General features: G+C 61.0%; 16 protein-coding genes. 10 read left to right on the top strand and 6 right to left on the bottom strand.

Going from position 1 to position 17,148, the window contains the following annotated elements:
• The first annotated feature begins 20 nt into the window (after positions 1 to 20).
• The 4 genes from FHK92_RS11040 to ppx all read left to right on the top strand — a co-directional run bounded on the left by FHK92_RS11040 (position 21) and on the right by ppx (position 3,867).
• The gene (locus FHK92_RS11040) at positions 21 to 689 is read left to right on the top strand and encodes an amino acid ABC transporter permease (protein ID WP_181288088.1); all 669 of its coding nucleotides are present in this window, start codon (positions 21 to 23) and stop codon (positions 687 to 689) included.
• Positions 686 to 1,336, top strand: coding sequence for an amino acid ABC transporter permease (locus FHK92_RS11035; RefSeq protein ID WP_181288085.1), 651 nt, complete (start codon positions 686 to 688; stop codon positions 1,334 to 1,336). The genes FHK92_RS11040 and FHK92_RS11035 overlap by 4 nt, the downstream gene beginning before the upstream one ends.
• Complete coding sequence (locus FHK92_RS11030; protein WP_181288084.1) at positions 1,323 to 2,057, top strand: amino acid ABC transporter ATP-binding protein; 735 nt, start codon at positions 1,323 to 1,325, stop codon at positions 2,055 to 2,057. Before FHK92_RS11035 ends, FHK92_RS11030 begins: the two co-directional genes overlap by 14 nt.
• A 307-nt stretch (positions 2,058 to 2,364) precedes the next feature.
• On the top strand, positions 2,365 to 3,867 hold the full coding sequence (ppx, locus tag FHK92_RS11025; protein WP_181288083.1) for an exopolyphosphatase: 1,503 nt from the start codon (positions 2,365 to 2,367) through the stop codon (positions 3,865 to 3,867).
• A 207-nt stretch (positions 3,868 to 4,074) separates the two neighbouring features.
• Here the strand turns inward: ppx and ppk1 are convergent, their stop codons facing one another.
• Positions 4,075 to 6,291, bottom strand: coding sequence for a polyphosphate kinase 1 (ppk1, locus tag FHK92_RS11020; protein ID WP_181288082.1), 2,217 nt, complete (start codon positions 6,289 to 6,291; stop codon positions 4,075 to 4,077).
• Positions 6,292 to 6,308: 17 nt separating this feature from the next.
• Complete coding sequence (hemB, locus tag FHK92_RS11015) at positions 6,309 to 7,322, bottom strand: porphobilinogen synthase (protein WP_181288081.1); 1,014 nt, start codon at positions 7,320 to 7,322, stop codon at positions 6,309 to 6,311.
• A gap of 204 nt (positions 7,323 to 7,526) precedes the next feature.
• Between hemB and FHK92_RS11010 the strand changes: the two genes are divergently transcribed.
• A complete protein-coding gene (locus tag FHK92_RS11010) occupies positions 7,527 to 8,150 on the top strand; it encodes a DedA family protein (protein WP_181288080.1) in 624 nt (207 codons plus the stop codon).
• Here the strand turns inward: FHK92_RS11010 and FHK92_RS11005 are convergent.
• A complete protein-coding gene (locus tag FHK92_RS11005) occupies positions 8,131 to 9,366 on the bottom strand; it encodes a sterol desaturase family protein (protein WP_181288079.1) in 1,236 nt (411 codons plus the stop codon). The two genes, FHK92_RS11010 and FHK92_RS11005, sit on opposite strands and share 20 nt — an antisense overlap.
• Before the next feature lie 122 nt (positions 9,367 to 9,488).
• Between FHK92_RS11005 and elbB the strand changes: the two genes are divergently transcribed.
• On the top strand, positions 9,489 to 10,157 hold the full coding sequence (gene elbB, locus FHK92_RS11000; RefSeq protein WP_181288078.1) for an isoprenoid biosynthesis glyoxalase ElbB: 669 nt from the start codon (positions 9,489 to 9,491) through the stop codon (positions 10,155 to 10,157).
• Between the two features lie 121 nt (positions 10,158 to 10,278).
• Here elbB and FHK92_RS10995 read toward each other — a convergent pair whose 3' ends face one another.
• The gene (locus FHK92_RS10995) at positions 10,279 to 10,734 is read right to left on the bottom strand and encodes a YaiI/YqxD family protein (RefSeq protein ID WP_181288077.1); all 456 of its coding nucleotides are present in this window, start codon (positions 10,732 to 10,734) and stop codon (positions 10,279 to 10,281) included.
• 93 nt (positions 10,735 to 10,827) lie between these two features.
• Positions 10,828 to 12,726 carry an FTR1 family protein gene (locus FHK92_RS10990; RefSeq protein ID WP_181288076.1) on the bottom strand — a complete coding sequence of 633 codons (1,899 nt, stop codon included), beginning with the start codon at positions 12,724 to 12,726 and terminating at the stop codon, positions 10,828 to 10,830.
• 311 nt (positions 12,727 to 13,037) lie between these two features.
• Here FHK92_RS10990 and FHK92_RS10985 point away from each other — a divergent pair, with 311 nt between their 5' ends.
• From FHK92_RS10985 to FHK92_RS10970, 4 genes are all read left to right on the top strand, one after another.
• A complete protein-coding gene (locus FHK92_RS10985; protein ID WP_181288075.1) occupies positions 13,038 to 14,432 on the top strand; it encodes a COG3014 family protein in 1,395 nt (464 codons plus the stop codon).
• Between the two features lie 18 nt (positions 14,433 to 14,450).
• Positions 14,451 to 14,822 carry a YcfL family protein gene (locus tag FHK92_RS10980; RefSeq protein ID WP_181288074.1) on the top strand — a complete coding sequence of 124 codons (372 nt, stop codon included), beginning with the start codon at positions 14,451 to 14,453 and terminating at the stop codon, positions 14,820 to 14,822.
• Positions 14,823 to 15,010: 188 nt separating this feature from the next.
• Positions 15,011 to 15,598: a penicillin-binding protein activator LpoB gene (lpoB, locus tag FHK92_RS10975; RefSeq protein WP_181288073.1), complete on the top strand. Its 588-nt coding sequence runs from the start codon at positions 15,011 to 15,013 to the stop codon at positions 15,596 to 15,598.
• 3 nt (positions 15,599 to 15,601) lie between these two features.
• Complete coding sequence (locus FHK92_RS10970) at positions 15,602 to 16,345, top strand: penicillin-binding protein activator LpoB (RefSeq protein ID WP_181288072.1); 744 nt, start codon at positions 15,602 to 15,604, stop codon at positions 16,343 to 16,345.
• Positions 16,346 to 16,486: 141 nt separating this feature from the next.
• Here FHK92_RS10970 and FHK92_RS10965 read toward each other — a convergent pair whose 3' ends face one another.
• Positions 16,487 to 17,119 (bottom strand): LysE family transporter, encoded by a 633-nt coding sequence (locus tag FHK92_RS10965; RefSeq protein ID WP_181288071.1) that lies wholly within the window; start codon positions 17,117 to 17,119, stop codon positions 16,487 to 16,489.
• Between the last annotated feature and the right edge of the window lie 29 nt (positions 17,120 to 17,148).

Below are 17,148 nucleotides of genomic sequence, written 5' to 3'. Positions count from 1 at the left end.
CGTCGCTTGAGAGGCTGAGCATGGCTTATCAGTTCGATTTCCTGCCGGTGGTGCAAAACACCGAGCTGCTGTTGCGCGGCGCGCTGTTCACCCTCGAGTTGACGGCCATTGGCGCGTTGCTCGGGGTTGGCCTGGGCATCGTCGGCGCGGTGGTGCGGGCCTGGAATATCCGTCCGTTCGCGGCGATCTTTGGCGTGTATGTGGAGTTGATCCGCAACACGCCGTTCCTGGTGCAGTTGTTTTTCATCTTCTTCGGCCTGCCGTCCCTGGGCTTGCAGATTTCCGAATGGCAGGCGGCGGTGCTGGCGATGGTGATCAACCTCGGTGCGTATTCCACCGAGATCATCCGCGCCGGCATCCAGGCCATCCCGCGGGGGCAACTGGAAGCGGCCGCGGCGTTGGCGATGAGCCGCTTCGAGGCGTTCCGCCACGTGGTGCTGCTGCCGGCACTGGGCAAGGTCTGGCCGGCGCTGAGCAGCCAGATCATCATCGTGATGCTCGGTTCGGCGGTCTGTTCGCAGATCGCCACGGAGGAGCTGAGCTTCGCCGCCAATTTCATCCAGTCGCGCAATTTCCGTGCTTTCGAAACCTACGCACTGACCACGCTCATTTACTTATGCATGGCGCTGTTGATCCGCCAGTTCCTGAACTGGGTCGGGCGTCGCTACATTGCCAGGAGCAGCCAATGAGCGATTTCACCTTCTGGGATGTGGTGCGCAACCTGCTCACCGGCCTGCAATGGACCTTGGCGCTGTCGTTGGTGGCTTTTATCGGCGGCGGTGTGATCGGCTTGTTGGTGATGGTCCTGCGCATTTCCAAACGCGCCCTGCCCCGCAATATCGCTCGCACCTATATTGAGCTGTTCCAAGGCACGCCGCTGTTGATGCAGTTGTTCCTGGTGTTCTTCGGCGTGGCCCTGGCCGGGGTGGAGATTTCACCCTGGATGGCAGCGGCGATTGCCCTGACCCTGTTTACCAGCGCCTATCTGGCAGAGATCTGGCGCGGCTGCGTCGATTCGATTGCCAACGGCCAATGGGAAGCCTCGGCGAGCCTGGCCCTCAACCCGCTGGAGCAGTTGCGCTACGTGATCCTGCCCCAGGCCCTGCGCATTGCCGTGGCGCCGACGGTTGGCTTCTCTGTGCAAGTGGTCAAAGGCACGGCCGTCACTTCGATCATCGGCTTTACCGAACTGACCAAGACCGGCGGCATGCTCGCCAACGCCACGTTCGAGCCGTTCATGGTGTATGGCTTGGTTGCCCTCGGTTATTTCCTGCTCTGCTACCCCTTGTCCCTCAGTGCGCGCTACCTGGAAAGGAGACTGCATGCCTCTGCTTAGAATTACCGCCCTGCATAAATACTACGGCGATCATCACGTGCTCAAAGGCATCGACCTGAGCGTCGAGGAAGGCCAGGTGGTGGCGATCATCGGCCGCAGCGGCTCGGGCAAGTCCACCTTGCTGCGCACCCTCAACGGGCTGGAATCGATCAACGATGGCGTGATCGAAGTCGACGGCGAATACCTCGATGCCGCCCGCGCCGATTTGCGCAGCCTGCGCCAGAAAGTCGGGATGGTGTTCCAGCAGTTCAACCTGTTTCCACACCTGACCGTCGGCGAGAACGTCATGCTCGCGCCGCAAGTTGTACAGAAAATGCCCAAGGCCAAGGCGGCCGACCTGGCGCGACAGATGCTGGAGCGGGTTGGCCTTGGCGAGAAATTCGACGCCTTTCCGGACCGTTTGTCCGGTGGCCAGCAGCAACGGGTGGCGATCGCTCGCGCCCTGGCGATGTCGCCGAAAGTGCTGCTGTGCGATGAAATCACCTCGGCGCTGGATCCCGAACTGGTGAATGAAGTACTCAGCGTCGTGCGGCAATTGGCCAAGGAAGGCATGACGTTGATCATGGTCACCCATGAAATGCGCTTTGCCCGAGAAGTCGGCGACAAGCTGGTATTCATGCACCAGGGCAAGGTGCATGAGGTGGGCGATCCCAAGGTGTTGTTCGCTGATCCGCAGACAGCGGAACTGGCGAATTTTATCGGGACGGTCGAGCCGGCCTGACGGTCGGTGAACGCTCTTGTGGCAAGGGAGCTTGCTCCCGCTCGACTCTCTGTAGGAGCTGGCGAAGCCTGCGATCTATTGATCTTCTGGTCTTTTGGTCTTTTGGTCTTTCACTCCAGACTCGATTGGCAGCGAAAAGATCGCAGCCTCGCTTCGCTCGTCAGCTCCTACGGATCCTGCGGGAGCAAGCTCCCTCGCCACAAAAGCGCCCGCCAGACTGCCGTGGCTCAAGGGTTTGGTTCAGGTGCGTTGGCGTAAGCGGTCGATCGTGGCAGGATGGCAAGGTTATCGACCGAGACCTTTGACCATGCCGCTATCCCAAGCCAAGAATCTGTCCCTGATCGCCGCCATTGACCTGGGCTCCAACAGCTTCCACATGGTCGTCGCCAAGGCCCAGAACGGGGAAATCCGCATTCTTGAGCGACTCGGCGAGAAGGTCCAGTTGGCCGCCGGCATCGATGAAGAGCGCAAACTCAGCGAAGAATCGATGCAGCGCGGGCTCGATTGCCTGAAGCGCTTTGCCCAACTGATCAACGGCATGCCCTTGGGCGCCGTGCGAATAGTGGGCACCAACGCCCTGCGCGAGGCGCGCAACCGAGGCGAGTTTATCCACCGTGCCGAAGAGATCCTCGGCCATCCGGTGGAAGTCATCTCCGGCCGTGAAGAAGCGCGCCTGATCTACCTCGGCGTTTCCCACACCCTGGCCGACACCCCCGGCAAACGCCTGGTGGCCGACATCGGTGGCGGCAGTACCGAATTCATCATCGGCCAGCGCTTCGAACCGCTGCTGCGCGAAAGCCTGCAAATGGGCTGCGTGAGCTACACCCAACGTTATTTCCGCGACGGCAAGATCACCCCGGCCCGCTATGCCCAGGCGTACACGGCGGCGCGCCTGGAAATCATGAGCATCGAACACGCCCTGCATCGCCTGACCTGGGACGAAGCCATCGGCTCCTCGGGAACCATCCGCGCCATTGGCCTGGCACTCAAGGCTGGCGGCCATGGCACCGGTGAAGTCAACGCCGAAGGCCTGGCCTGGCTCAAGCGCAAGGTGTTCAAGCTGGGTGAATCGGACAAGATCGATTTCGACGGCATCAAGCCTGACCGCCGGGCGATTTTTCCGGCGGGCCTGGCGATCCTCGAGGCGATTTTCGACGCACTCGAACTGCAGCGCATGGATCACTGCGAAGGCGCCCTGCGCGAAGGTGTGCTGTATGACCTGCTGGGTCGTCATCATCACGAAGACGTCCGCGAGCGCACCCTGGGCTCGCTCATGGAGCGTTATCACGTCGACCAGGAACAAGCCGTACGGGTCGAGCGCAAGGCGCTGCATGCCTTCGACCAGGTAGCCGACGATTGGGACCTGAACGACGGGGTCTGGCGTGAACTGCTGGGCTGGGCCGCCAAGGTGCATGAGGTGGGCCTGGACATCGCTCACTATCACTATCACAAGCACGGCGCCTACCTGATCGAGCACTCGGACCTGGCGGGTTTCTCTCGGGAAGACCAGCAAATGCTCGCGCTATTGGTGCGCGGCCATCGACGCAATATTCCCAAGGATAAATTCGCCGAGTTCGGCGACGACGGCATCAAGCTGATTCGCCTGTGCGTGCTGCTGCGCTTTGCGATCCTGTTCCACCACATCCGCGGCACCCAGGAAATGCCCCAGGTGGCCCTGCATGCCGACGGCGCTCAATTGGATGTGGTGTTCCCTGACGGTTGGTTGGAAGAGAACCAACTGACCCAGGCCGACTTTGCCCAGGAAGCGGAATGGCTGACTCGGGTGGGGATTGTGCTGAACATTCACTGAGTCCAGCAACAACACAGATCTCTTGTGGCGAGGGGATTTATCCCCGTTGGGCTGCGCAGCAGCCCCAAAGCCTGACACCGCGGTGCGTCAGCTTCATTGGGTCCAATTTTTCCAAGGGCTGCTGCGCAGCCCAGCGGGGATAAATCCCCTCGCCACAGCAAGCTCCCTCGCCACAAAAGCCAAACTCGTCTCCGAAGCTCCGAAGGTTTATCGCACCGCCAGCACCGGGCTGCTCAAGCGCTCCAGCAAGGTCGCCTGGGCGCTGCGCGGGTTCTGGTTGCCGGTCGGCGTGTTGCGGATGTAGCGGCCATCCGACTGCAAACTCCAACTGTGGGTGTTGTCGGTGAGGTAGCTCTCCAACTCCTTCTTGACCCGCAAGATCAGCTTCTTGCCTTCCACCGGGAAGCAGGTCTCGACGCGCTTGTCGAGGTTGCGCTCCATCCAGTCGGCACTGGACAGGAACATCTGCTCCTCGCCGCCGTTGAGGAAGTAGAACACCCGCGTGTGCTCGAGAAACCGCCCGATGATCGAGCGAACATGGATGTTGTGGGACACCCCTGGGATGCCCGGCCGCAGGCAGCACATGCCGCGCACCACCAGGTCGATGCGCACGCCTGACTGGCTGGCCTTGTACAACGCCCGGATGATCTTCGGATCGGTCAGCGAGTTGAACTTGGCGATGATGTGCGCAGGCTTGCCGTCCAAGGCGAATTGCGTTTCCCGGGTGATCATGTCGAGCATGCCCTTTTTCAGGGTGAACGGCGCATGCAGCAGCTTTTTCATGCGCAACGTCTTGCCCATGCCGATCAACTGGCTGAACAGCTTGCCGACGTCTTCACACAGGGCGTCGTCTGAAGTGAGCAGGCTGTAGTCGGTGTAGAGACGGGCGTTGGCAGCGTGATAGTTGCCGGTGCCCAAGTGGGCGTAACGCACGATCTCACCGGCCTCACGGCGCAGGATCAGCATCATCTTGGCGTGGGTCTTGAAGCCGACCACGCCGTAGATCACCACCGCGCCGGCCGCTTGCAGGCGGCTGGCCAGTTGCAGGTTGGATTCCTCATCGAAGCGCGCCCGCAGCTCGATCACCGCCGTGACTTCCTTGCCGTTGCGCGCCGCGTCCACCAGCGCATCGACGATTTCCGAGTTGGCGCCGCTGCGGTAAAGGGTCTGGCGCACCGCCAATACATGGGGGTCCTTGGCGGCCTGGCGCAGCAAGTCGACTACAGGCGTAAACGACTCGAAGGGGTGCAGCAGCAAGATGTCCTGCTTGCTGACCACGCTGAAAATGTTCTCGCTGTTCTGCAGCAATTTCGGGATCTGCGGGGTGAACGGCGTGTATTGCAGTTCCGGATGGCTGTCCAGGCCAGTGATGCTGAACAGACGCGTCAGGTTCACCGGGCCATTGACCTGGTACAACTCGGTCTCGTGCAGGTTGAATTGCTTGAGCAGGTAGTCAGATAGGTGTTTCGGGCAGGTGTCGGCCACTTCCAGGCGCACCGCATCGCCATAACGACGAGAGAACAATTCGCCGCGCAAGGCGCGGGCCAGGTCTTCGACGTCCTCGGTGTCCACCGAAAGGTCGGCGTTACGCGTCAGGCGGAACTGGTAGCAGCCCTTCACTTTCATGCCCTGGAACAGGTCATCGGCGTGGGCGTGGATCATCGACGACAGGAACACATAGTTGTCGCCCGGACCGCCGACGTCTTCCGGCACGCGGATGATTCGCGGCAACAGGCGTGGCGCCGGAATGATCGCCAGGCCGGAATCGCGACCGAAGGCGTCGATGCCTTCCAGTTCGACGATGAAGTTCAGGCTCTTGTTCACCAGCAGCGGGAACGGGTGCGTCGGGTCGAGGCCGATCGGGGTGATGATCGGCGCGATCTCGTCGCGGAAATAGCGGCGCACCCAGGTCTTGAGCTTGGTGGTCCAGTAGCGGCGACGGATAAAGCGGACCTGGTGCTTTTCCAGCTCCGGCAACAGGATATCGTTGAGAATCGCGTATTGGCGATCCACATGGCCGTGGACCAGCTCGCTGATGCGCGCCAGCGCCTGGTGCGGTTGCAAGCCGTCGGCACCGGCCTGCTCGCGGGCGAAGGTGATCTGCTTTTTCAGGCCGGCGACGCGAATTTCGAAGAACTCGTCCAGGTTGCTGGAGAAAATCAGCAGGAATTTCAGCCGCTCCAGCAACGGATAGGACTCGTCCAGCGCCTGCTCCAGCACGCGGATGTTGAATTGCAGTTGCGACAGCTCGCGGTGGATGTACAGGCTGCTGTCATCCAGGTTCGGGATCGCAATCGCTGGCGCTGGGGCCGCCTCAGGCACGGCCGGTGGAGCCGGCTCCAGCTCTGGCGGCGTTTCGGCGACCTGCTCGACCACGGGCTGAGCGTCTTTTACGGCAACTTCTGTGAGTCCTTCGGTATTCATCGCAAGTTCCTGGGAGGCTATTTCTGCTCTCGAAGCAATTGGGCGGCGCGCACGGCAAAGTAAGTCAGGATGCCATCAGCGCCCGCGCGTTTGAAAGCGGTCAGGGACTCGAGAATCACCCCTTCGTTCAACCAGCCGTTCTGTATGGCGGCCATGTGCATCGCGTACTCGCCGCTGACCTGATACACAAAGGTCGGCACTTTGAACTCATCCTTGACCCGATAAAGAATGTCCAGATAAGGCATCCCCGGCTTGACCATGACCATGTCTGCCCCTTCTGACAAGTCAGCAGCCACTTCGTGCAGGGCTTCATGGCTGTTGGCCGGGTCCATCTGATAGGAAGCCTTGTTGGCCTTGCCCAGGTTCAGGGCCGAGCCGACCGCGTCGCGAAATGGGCCGTAATAGGCACTGGCGTACTTGGCCGAGTAGGCCATGATGCGCACATTGACATGCCCGGCCACTTCCAAGGCCTCGCGGATAGCCTGGATGCGGCCGTCCATCATGTCGGACGGCGCCACCACCTGGGCACCGGCCTCGGCGTGGGACAGCGCTTGCCTGACCAGCGCATCGACGGTGATGTCGTTCTGCACGTAGCCATCTTCATCAAGAATGCCGTCCTGGCCGTGGGTCGTGAACGGGTCCAGCGCCACGTCGGTGATGACGCCCAGCTCAGGGAAACGCTCGCGCAGGGCACGGGTCGCACGTTGGGCGATGCCCTCCGGATTCCAGGCTTCGGCGGCGTCCAGGGACTTGAGTTCAGCGGGTGTGACCGGAAACAGCGCCAACGCCGGAATTCCCAGCTCGACCCACTCGGCCGCCGCTTCGAGCAGCAGGTCGATGGTCAAGCGTTCCACGCCAGGCATCGAAGCCACCGCTTCACGACGATTTTCCCCGTCCAGCACGAACACCGGCAGGATCAGGTCGTTGGTCGTCAGGACGTTTTCACGCACCAGCCGACGAGAGAATTCATCGCGACGGTTGCGACGCAGACGGGTGGCGGGAAACAGACGATTGGCAGGGGTAAAGCTCACGGCAGACTCCTGAGCCCGCAGACGGGCGAGCGTGACAGTTATAAGCGGCCATTATGACGAACGTATGACAGTTGTGCGTAGGCGTGACCGGTAGTCGCAGTCATTGTCTTCTGTAGGAAATGTTAACGTCGAGACACATTTCGATACTTTCCTGAATGTGTCTGAAGGGTTAGGCTGCGCGTTCATTTCGCCAGCACCCAGACGATGCTCCAACAATTTCTGCATGACTTCGGCTACTTTGCCCTCTTTATCGGGACGTTCTTCGAAGGCGAAACCATCCTCGTGCTCGCAGGTTTCCTGGCGTTCCGTGGTTACATGGACATCAACCTGGTGGTGGTCGTGGCGTTTTGCGGCAGCTACGCGGGCGATCAGCTGTGGTATTTCCTGGGACGCAAGCACGGACGCAAGCTGTTGGCGCGCAAGCCGCGCTGGCAATTGATGGGCGATCGGGCGCTGGAACATATCCGCAAGCATCCGGACATCTGGGTCTTGAGCTTTCGTTTCGTCTACGGCCTGCGCACAGTGATGCCGGTGGCCATCGGGCTGTCGGGCTATCCTCCGGGCCGTTACCTGCTGCTCAACGGCATTGGCGCGGCAATCTGGGCCACGGCGCTGGCCGCCGCCGCGTACCACTTCGGCGCGGTGCTCGAAGGCATGCTGGGCAGCATCAAGAAATACGAGCTGTGGGTACTCGGCGCCCTGTTGTTGCTGGGCTTGGGCTTGTGGCTGCGTCGACGCATCAAGAATGCGCGGCTGGCCAGGAAAGTCCTCGAAGCCGAGCGTCAGGAGCAGGCCAGGTCCGGCGCACCTACGACGCCCAACGAGTAAACCGGCTGCGGCAGCAATACAGCCCGATACCGCTGAGCAGGCAATAACAAAACAGCCCTGCCCAGGCCACCGGACTGGCCGGCCATAGCCCAGTCATCGGCGCCAGCCAGACCAGCGACAGGCTCGAAGCCAGCCGCAGCAATTCCAGCTTCAGCGCCCAAGGGCGATTCTCCAGGGCCCCGCCCAACACGAACAGACCGAGCGCCACCGCGCCCCAACCCAGCATCAGGGCAACGACCGGCAGGCTGTCTTCAAAATTCATCAAATAGCTGCCCAAGGCAATGTAGACGCAAAATTGCAGCGCCACATATCCTTGCTGGCGGGGTCCCAGCAGCACCTCGAATTTGCGGAACTGGCGCAGGTCCGGTTTGTTCAGCGGGTACCTGGCCGCGACGTCCGCCGGACGCCAACCGGTGGGCATGAACCAGATCCGCAGCTTGTCCCGCCAGCGCCCGGCCCGCCGCGCATCGGCCCACAATTGCACATAAAACTGCAGGTTCGCCCACAACGGATTCCAGCTCGCCAACGGCGTGGTCACGCCAAAAATCACCGGTTCTCGCTCATCCTCTTCTTGAAAGGTGCCAAACAGACGGTCCCAAATAATGAACACCCCGCCGTAGTTGCGATCCATGTAGAGAGGGTTTTGCGCATGGTGGGCACGATGATTGGATGGCGTGACGAAACACCACTCCAGCCAGCCGAGCTTGGGGATGTGCTGGGTGTGGACCCAAAACTGGTAAAGCAGATTCAGCGCCGCGACGCTGATGAACACCACCAGCGGCACGCCCAGAACCGCCAGCGGCAGATAGAAAATCCAGCTCAGCAAGAAGCCGGTGCTGGTCTGGCGCAGCGCGGTGGAGAGGTTGTAGTCCTCGCTCTGATGGTGCACCGAATGAGCCGCCCAGAGAATGTTGCGCTCGTGCCCCATGCGGTGCAGCCAGTAATAACAGAAGTCGTATGCCACGAAGGCGAACACCCAGGTCCAGGCTTTATCGGCAGGCAGCTCGATAATTGCCAAGTGTTCCAACGCAAAGTCGTAGGTCACCAGTCCAACACCTTTGGTCAGCAGCCCCGTGGTAGTCGACAGTACCCCGGTACTCAAGCTGTTGATCGCATCCGCCAAGCGATAGTGGCTCACGCCACGCCAGTGATCGGCGAGCAACTCGACGGCAATCAGCACGAAGAAAAACGGCACGGCATACAGGATGAAATTCATGACGCGACCCGGACAGGCAAAGCGGGGAGAAGTCGGCAGATTAGGTGTAGCCGCCAGATCCCCCTATGGCAACGAGTGACAAATTAGTAGACATTTAACGCCATGAATCTGGAGAAAAGCCCATGAGCAAAAAAGTTGCAGTGATCCTTTCCGGCTGTGGCGTATATGACGGCGCAGAGATCCACGAAAGCGTGATCACCCTGTTGCGTCTCGACCAGCGCGGCGCGCAGGTTCAATGCTTTGCGCCGAACATTGCCCAGCTGCATGTCATCAACCACCTGACCGGCGAAGAAATGCCCGAGAGCCGCAACGTGCTGGTGGAATCGGCGCGCATCGCCCGGGGCAACGTGAAAGACCTGCGCGAAGCCAGGGCAGAAGATTTCGACGCGCTCATCGTACCCGGCGGTTTTGGCTCGGCGAAAAACCTATCCAACTTCGCTATCGAGGGTGCCGGCTGCAGCGTCCAGCCGGAAGTTTTAGCGTTGACCGAAGCCTTTGCCGAAGCCGGGAAACCGGTGGGACTGATGTGCATCTCCCCCGCCCTGGCGGCGAAAATCTACGGCCCGGGAGTGAACTGCACCATCGGCACAGATGCCGACACAGCCGCTGCCGTGACCAAGATGGGCGGTACCCATGAAGAATGCCTGGTCACTGACATCGTCGAAGACACCGCCCGCAAGTTGGTGAGTACACCCGCCTATATGCTGGCGCAGAACATCAGCGAGGCGGCGTCAGGCATCAACAAGCTGGTGGACCGGGTGTTGGAGTTGACGCACGAGAACGACGCCTGACCCCAGCTACCCCCTTTCCTGTGGGAGCGAGCTTGCTCGCGATAGCGTCGGTTCAGTTGTCTAGGTATTGGCTGATACACCGCAATCGCGAGCAAGCTCGCTCCCACAGGGTTTGCATGATTCAGGACAAACGAGTCAACCGCGTCAAGATCCGATCCAGCGCATTGGCAAATCCTTGCTTGTCCCGCTCGCTGTACGCCGCCGGCCCGCCGCCGACTTGTCCCTGCTCACGCAGATCGGCGAACAGGTTGCGCACCGCCAGTCGATCGCCCATGTTTTGCGCGTCGAACTCCTTGCCCCTGGGGTCAAGGGCGGAGACGCCCTTCTTCACCAGGCGATCGGCCAGTGGTACGTCGCTGCAGATGACCAACTCACCGGGCACGGCATGCTCCACCAGGTAATCATCCGCCGCATCAGGACCGCTCGGCACCACGATCAGCTTTACCAGGGCCAGGCCCGGCTTGATCTGCGGTTGCCCGGCCACCAGCACCACTTCGAACTGGCGCTTCAAGGCGAACTTGACCACCAATTCCTTCGCCGCCTTGGGGCAGGCGTCTGCATCGATCCATACGCGCATCAGGGTTGTTCCTCTTTGAAAGCTTCGCGAGCAGGCTCGCTCCCACATGGACAGCCTACCTCCTGTGGGAGCGAGCCTGCTCGCGAAAGGGCTTCAGGAAACCTGGACCCGACGTTTCTCTACCATCCAGCTGCGCCCGTACAGCACAACGATCGCAGTGATCGCCACCGCCTGGGCCGCCAGCGAATATGCGTCGGCGTGAATGCCCAGCCAATCGAAGTCGAAAAATGCCACGGGGCGCGTGCCGAAGATGCCGGCTTCCTGCAATGCCTTCACACCATGGCCGGCAAACACCACCGACAGCGCACACAGCAACGCGGCGTTGATGCTGAAGAACAGCGCCAGCGGCAGTTTCGCCGAGCCGCGCAAGATCACCCAAGCCAACCCCACCAGCAACACCAGCGCCGACGCGCCGCCGGCCAGCACCGCGTTGTGCCCGGCGGGACCGGCCTGCAGCCACAGGGTCTCGTAGAACAGGATCACTTCGAACAGTTCACGGTAGACCGAGAAAAACGCCAGGATCGCAAAACCGAAACGGCCGCCACCGCCCACCAGGCTGCTCTTGATGTAATCCTGCCAGGCCGCTGCGTGACGTCGGTCGTGCATCCACACACCCAGCCACAGCACCATCACGCTGGCAAACAGCGCCGTCGCGCCTTCGAGCAATTCCCGCTGCGCGCCGCTGACATCAATCACATACGCGGCCACTCCCCACGTCGCCAAGCCGGCGAGCAAAGCCAATCCCCAACCGATGTTGACACTGCGAACCGCCGATTGCTGGCCGGTATTGCGCAAGAACGCCAGGATCGCCGCCAGGACCAGAATCGCTTCCAGTCCTTCGCGCAGCAGAATCAGCAAGCCGGAGATATAGCTCAGCGACCAGCTCAAGCCATCGCCACCCAACAGGCCGGCGGACTCCTTCAATTTCGCCTTGGCCGCGTCCAGGCGTTGTTCGGCCTGCGCCACCGGCAAGCCGTCCTGCAACGACTGACGGAAAGCCATCAGGGCCTTCTCGGTGTCCTTGCGCACAGTGGGGTCGACGTTATCGAGCGAGCTCTCCACTAGCTCAAAACCTTCCAGATAGGCCGCTACCGACAAGTCATAGGCTTGGTCATGGTCGCCAGCACGATACGCCGCGATGCTTTTATCCAATGTGGCGGCGGTGTAGTCCAGCAACTGCCCCGGCCCACGCTGTACCTGTGGCGGTTGGGCGCGTTGGGCACGGAACGTCGCAGCCGCGGCAGGGCCCTGGGCAGCCAGGACTTCAGCCGGGGTCTGCCGGGCGAGATCGGCGAGGTTGTACGTCACGTCGCTTTTGGCCGCGGCCGGGTCAGCGCTGAAGCTGGCGATGTAGGTCGCCAGGTCCCAGCGTTGCCGATCATCGAGTTGATCAGCGAACGCTGGCATGTCCGTGCCCTCGATACCCATGCCCAGGGTGTTGTAGATGGCATAGAGACTCAGCCGATCAAGACGCTGGCCGTCACGCAGGTTCGCGGGTGGCGGCTCCAGGCCGACGCCGGCCGGACCATCACCGGCGCCGCTGTCCCCATGACAAACCGAGCAATTCTGCGCATACAACGGCGCGCCGCGTGTCGGGTCTGGGGTAATGATCGGCGCCTGGCTGACTTCGTACGCGACCGCGAGCCTTGCGCCCAATTGCCGCGCCATGCGAGCCACGTCGCCGCCCTCCTGGCGGTCGGTGATCGCCTTGCGCAAGGCATCAATGCCTTGAGCCAACTCAGCTTTTTCCGGCTTGGCAGGCAATTCGGCGATCAAGCCTTCCAATACTCCGGTGAACTCCAGTTGCTCGCGGTATTCGGGATCGTCGATGACTTTCCCCGCCTCGACAGTCGCCGGGTAATCCGCCCCGATGTAATCCAGAAGATGCAGCGCCTTGGGAGCGCCTTCGACGGTGTCGGCCAGCAAGTCGGCGCTGCACAGCGCCAACAACGGCAGCGTTAGCCAGGCCAGGAAACGAAACGGGGCAGTCATGAATGACTCTCGATTGGAAATAAGAAGTAACACATTGTTCACTTCCAATGCGCTTCGCTCAAGTGCCGATATCTTCAAGCGCTGCTTTTTCATCAGATATTCACGCTTTGGAGGTGACATCACAAAAACATCATTTAGGAATTAAAAAGCCACTACTCCGACCGAAGCGCTGTTTATAATGCGCCGCCTTCTTATCAACAGACGGCATAAGCGCTCCTCGCCCCGAGGAACCGACGGCGCCCCCGGGCCTGTCCGTGGATCGCCTCAGCCCGACCCGCACACCCAGGCTGCTATTCAGGGAAGAAATGTTCATGGCATCCCGTGCCGTTTTTTCGGTCGCCCTTGGTGCGATCACCTTGCTGTCCGGCTGTTCGGCCTTCCGCAACTACGACAGTGAGTTGGCCCAGACCAATCAGCAATTGGCCTCCGGCAACGTCGACGCCGCATTGACCCTGTTGGAAAAGAACAACACCAGCCAGGACAAAGACCTGCTCTATTTCTTCGAAAAGGGTGAGCTGCTGCGGGCCAAGGGTGATCTGTCCGGCAGCCAGACGGCCTGGACCAGCGCCGACCAACAGGTCGGACAATGGGAAGACGCGGTCAAGCTCGACACCGCCAAGTACCTCGCGCAATTCGGCAGCTTCCTGGTCAACGACAAGGTCCGGCGTTACGAGGGCTATGACTATGAGAAGGTCATGCTCACCACGCAGATGGCCCTGAACCTGCTGGCCGTGAATGACTTCGATGGCGCGCGGATGCAAATCAAGAAGACCCACGAGCGTGAAGCGGTGATTGCCGACCTGCGCGACAAGGAATACCTCAAGCGCGAGGAAGACGCCGAGAAGCAAGGGGTCAAGACCGAATACAAGGATCTCAAGGGCTATCCGGTCGCCAGCCTGGACGCACCGGAAGTGGTCAGCCTGAAAAACAGCTACCAGAGCGCGTTCAGCCACTACCTGGCAGGTTTCGTCTATGAAGCCTTGGGCGAAAAAGACCTGGCTGCGCCGGGTTATCGCAAAGCCGCCGAGCTGCGCCCCAACACCCCGCTGCTGGAGCAGGCCCTGCTCAATCTGGACAAGCCTGCCGCCAAGGGCGACGACAGCGATATCCTGATCGTGGTACAGAGCGGCCTGGCACCCTCCCGGGATTCGATCCGCATCCCGCTGCCCTTGCCCATCAGTGGCAACGTGGTGATCACGCCGCTGTCGTTCCCGCTGATCAAGCCGGACACCTCCACCGCGACTTTCGCCCAGATCGGCGTCGACGGCCGTCAACTGGACCTGACCCAACTCAACAGCACCACTGCCATGTCCCGTCGCGCCCTGCGTGATGACATGCCAGGGATCATCCTGCGCACAACCGTTCGGGCGGTGACCCGTGGCGTGGCGCAGAAACAGATCAACGAAACCAACCCCTTGGCTGGCCTGGCCGTGGGCATTACCTCGGCCGTGCTCGAAGGTGCCGACACCCGGACCTGGCGCACCCTGCCGGACTACACCCAAGTGGTGCGGCTGCGCCTGAAGAAGGGTGAGCACCAGGTCACCTTGCCAAGCGCAGTAGGCGGCTCGGTGGTGAAGGTCAAGGTTGATCAGCGTTACCAGGTCATCACCCTGCGGGCGGTGGGCAACCAGGTTTTCGCTGGCGGCCTGGCGGCCCAGGTCATCCCGAGCGCCAATCCCACCGCCATCGCCCTCAAGCAACCCTAAGAACGGAGTCTTGTTCACATGCGTTTAAAACTGATCGCCGTCGGCGCCCTGGCCTTGCTGGCCGGTTGCGCCACCCCACCGCCACCGGAGCCGGGCAGCGCCGCCAGCAAAGTCGTGGCGATGGGCAAGACCAAGAACATCGTGGTCGGCGCCATGCGCGTCGCCCGGGAAAACGGCTACATGACCGTCAACGTGCAGTTGAGCAATACCAGCTTCAACAACAAGACGATGTACTACCGCTTTGCCTGGCTGGGGCCGGAAGGTTTTCCGATCGCTGAAGAAGAAACCTGGAAAAGCCTGACGATGTACGGCGAACAGACCAGTTTCCTGCCAGCCATCGCCCCAACGCCCAAGGCCGTGGATTTCCGCTTGGAAATCAATACCCCGTGAGACAGACACATTCCTGTGGCGAGGGAGCTTGCTCCCGCTGGGACGGTCCGACGCCTCGGGCGAAGCGGCCCCAAAATCTTGCGGTCGCTGCGCAACCGAGCGGGAGCAAGCTCCCTCGCCACGGGAACGTTCGTCACTGATCTGCATGGCGCTGAATCCACTTTCATTTGTTTTTTCGAGAGCACCCAATGTTCCTACGCATCTCCTCCCTCGCCCTCACCGTCCTGCTGGTCAGCGGCTGTGCCAACAACTCGCCGGTACTGGGCAACAAGAACATCAGCTATGGCGACACCAAGGCCGTGGAAACCGTCACCAACGAGTTCGGCTCCACCGACCTGCAAATGATCGCCGAATCGATGACCCGCTCCCTCGCCCAATCCGGCGTCCTGCAGGGTCGTCCAGTGGTTCAGGTCTATGACGTGAAGAACAAGACCAGCGAGTACATCGATACCCGTGAAATCACCACCAGCATCAAGACCCAGCTGATGAAGACCGGCGCGGCGCGTTTTGCCAGCGACAACAACGCCATGGACAGCCAGGTCGACCAACTCAAGTTGCAGAACCAGAGCGGCTTATACAAAAAGAGCACCGTGGCCAAGACCGGCAACATGATCGCGGCCAAATACCGCATCGAGGGTTCCATCAGCTCCATCGTCAAGCGCAGCGAAGACTACAAGGACGTCTTCTACAAATTCAGCCTGCAACTGATCGACGTCGAAAGCGGCCTGGCCGAATGGATGGACGAAAAAGAAATCCGCAAGACCACGGAGCGATAAGCCATGCGCACATGGATCGGCATGATGGCCCTGGCTTGCGCATTCACTGCGCAAGCGGCCCCAAGAGTAGCGGTGACTGACCTCGCCTATCAGGAGCGTGTGGAGGAATACATCCACACGGTCTCGGCGCAGAACAATTTCCAGGCGAACGGATACGCCGCCAGCGCATCGTCGAGCTACGACGAAATGGAGGCCACCAGCAGCTACATCGAGCAGGGCGAGCTGCGCAAGTTCACCGGCGATATCAAGGGCGAGATCCTGCGCAGCGGGATGTTCCAGTTGGTGCAGGGCACGCCGTATACCGCATCGTCCAAGGGCGACGTCTACGACGTGATCAAGCGGATCAAGGCGGGGAATTTCAAGGGCGCCGACTACGTGCTGTTCGGCACCGTGTCGGACATCGACTTCACCCGCGACATCAACGAGCTGGGTACTGCCGACAGCTACTCGGCGGTGCTTGCCCTGACGCTGGTGGCGGATTTCAGCCTGATCAATACCAAGACCTTTGAAATCACCTCGGCCTTTACCGCGATGGGCGAAGGCCAGGACACCAAGCTGTTGAACCACCGGGACGTGCACATCAGCCTCAATCGCCCACGGGTCGTACGTGAAGTGTCCAAGGCGTTGGGGGAAGACGTGGCGCAGCAGTTGAGCGAACAGCTCGGCGGCCCGATCCGTGAACAAGCCGGCGAACCGGTGCAGCGCAACAACCTGCCGCGGGATACCGCGCCGGTGATCCTGCGCTGATCTTCATTGCAGGCATACAGCTTTTGTGGCGAGGGAGCTTGCTCCCGCTGGGCCTGCGTAGCAGCCCCAAGATTTTGCGGTCGCTACGCAACCGAGCGGGAGCAAGCTCCCTCGCCACGAAAGCTCTTCTTCCCACCGGGACTACACCGCAGCCTTGCGAATCGTCGCCAGCAAACCCGCCGCGCCAATGAACAAACCGGCAAAGGTCCGGTTCATCCGCCGTTGCTGTTCTGGGGTACGCAACAGGCGCAGTACCTTGGACGCCAGCCCGGTGTACCCGGCCATGACAATCAGATCGACGCCAATCATCGTCACGCCCAGGATCAGGTATTGCTTGATCAACGGCGCGTGGGGGTCGATGAATTGCGGCAGAACGGCGAGCATGAACACCAGGGCCTTGGGGTTGCTGATGTTCACCAGGAAACCGCGGAACACCAGTGCCAGCGGCTTGCCGATGGGCCGAACGGCCGCGTCGTCGCTGAGATCACCGGGGATCGCCCGCCATTGCTTGATACCCAGGTAGACCAGATAGGCCACGCCAAACCATTTGATGGCGTAAAACGCGGTGGCCGAAGCGGTAAGGATCGCGCCGACGCCTGCCGCGACGATCGCGATTTGCAACGCCAGGCCCAATTGCAGGCCCAAGGCATTCCAGTAGCCACGCCAGAAGCCGTATTGCAGGCCACTGGACATCGAGGCAATCGCACCGGCGCCCGGTGAAAGACTGATAACCCAACAAGCGGCGAAGAACGCCAGCCACGTTTCTAGCAACATTGCACACCTCAGCTCGGATCCGTCGAAAC

Source organism: Pseudomonas brassicacearum subsp. neoaurantiaca (assembly GCF_013608025.1).
Taxonomy (GTDB): domain Bacteria; phylum Pseudomonadota; class Gammaproteobacteria; order Pseudomonadales; family Pseudomonadaceae; genus Aquipseudomonas.
Note: the sequence above shows the minus strand (reverse complement) of the source record. Positions and strands in the feature narration are given on the sequence as shown.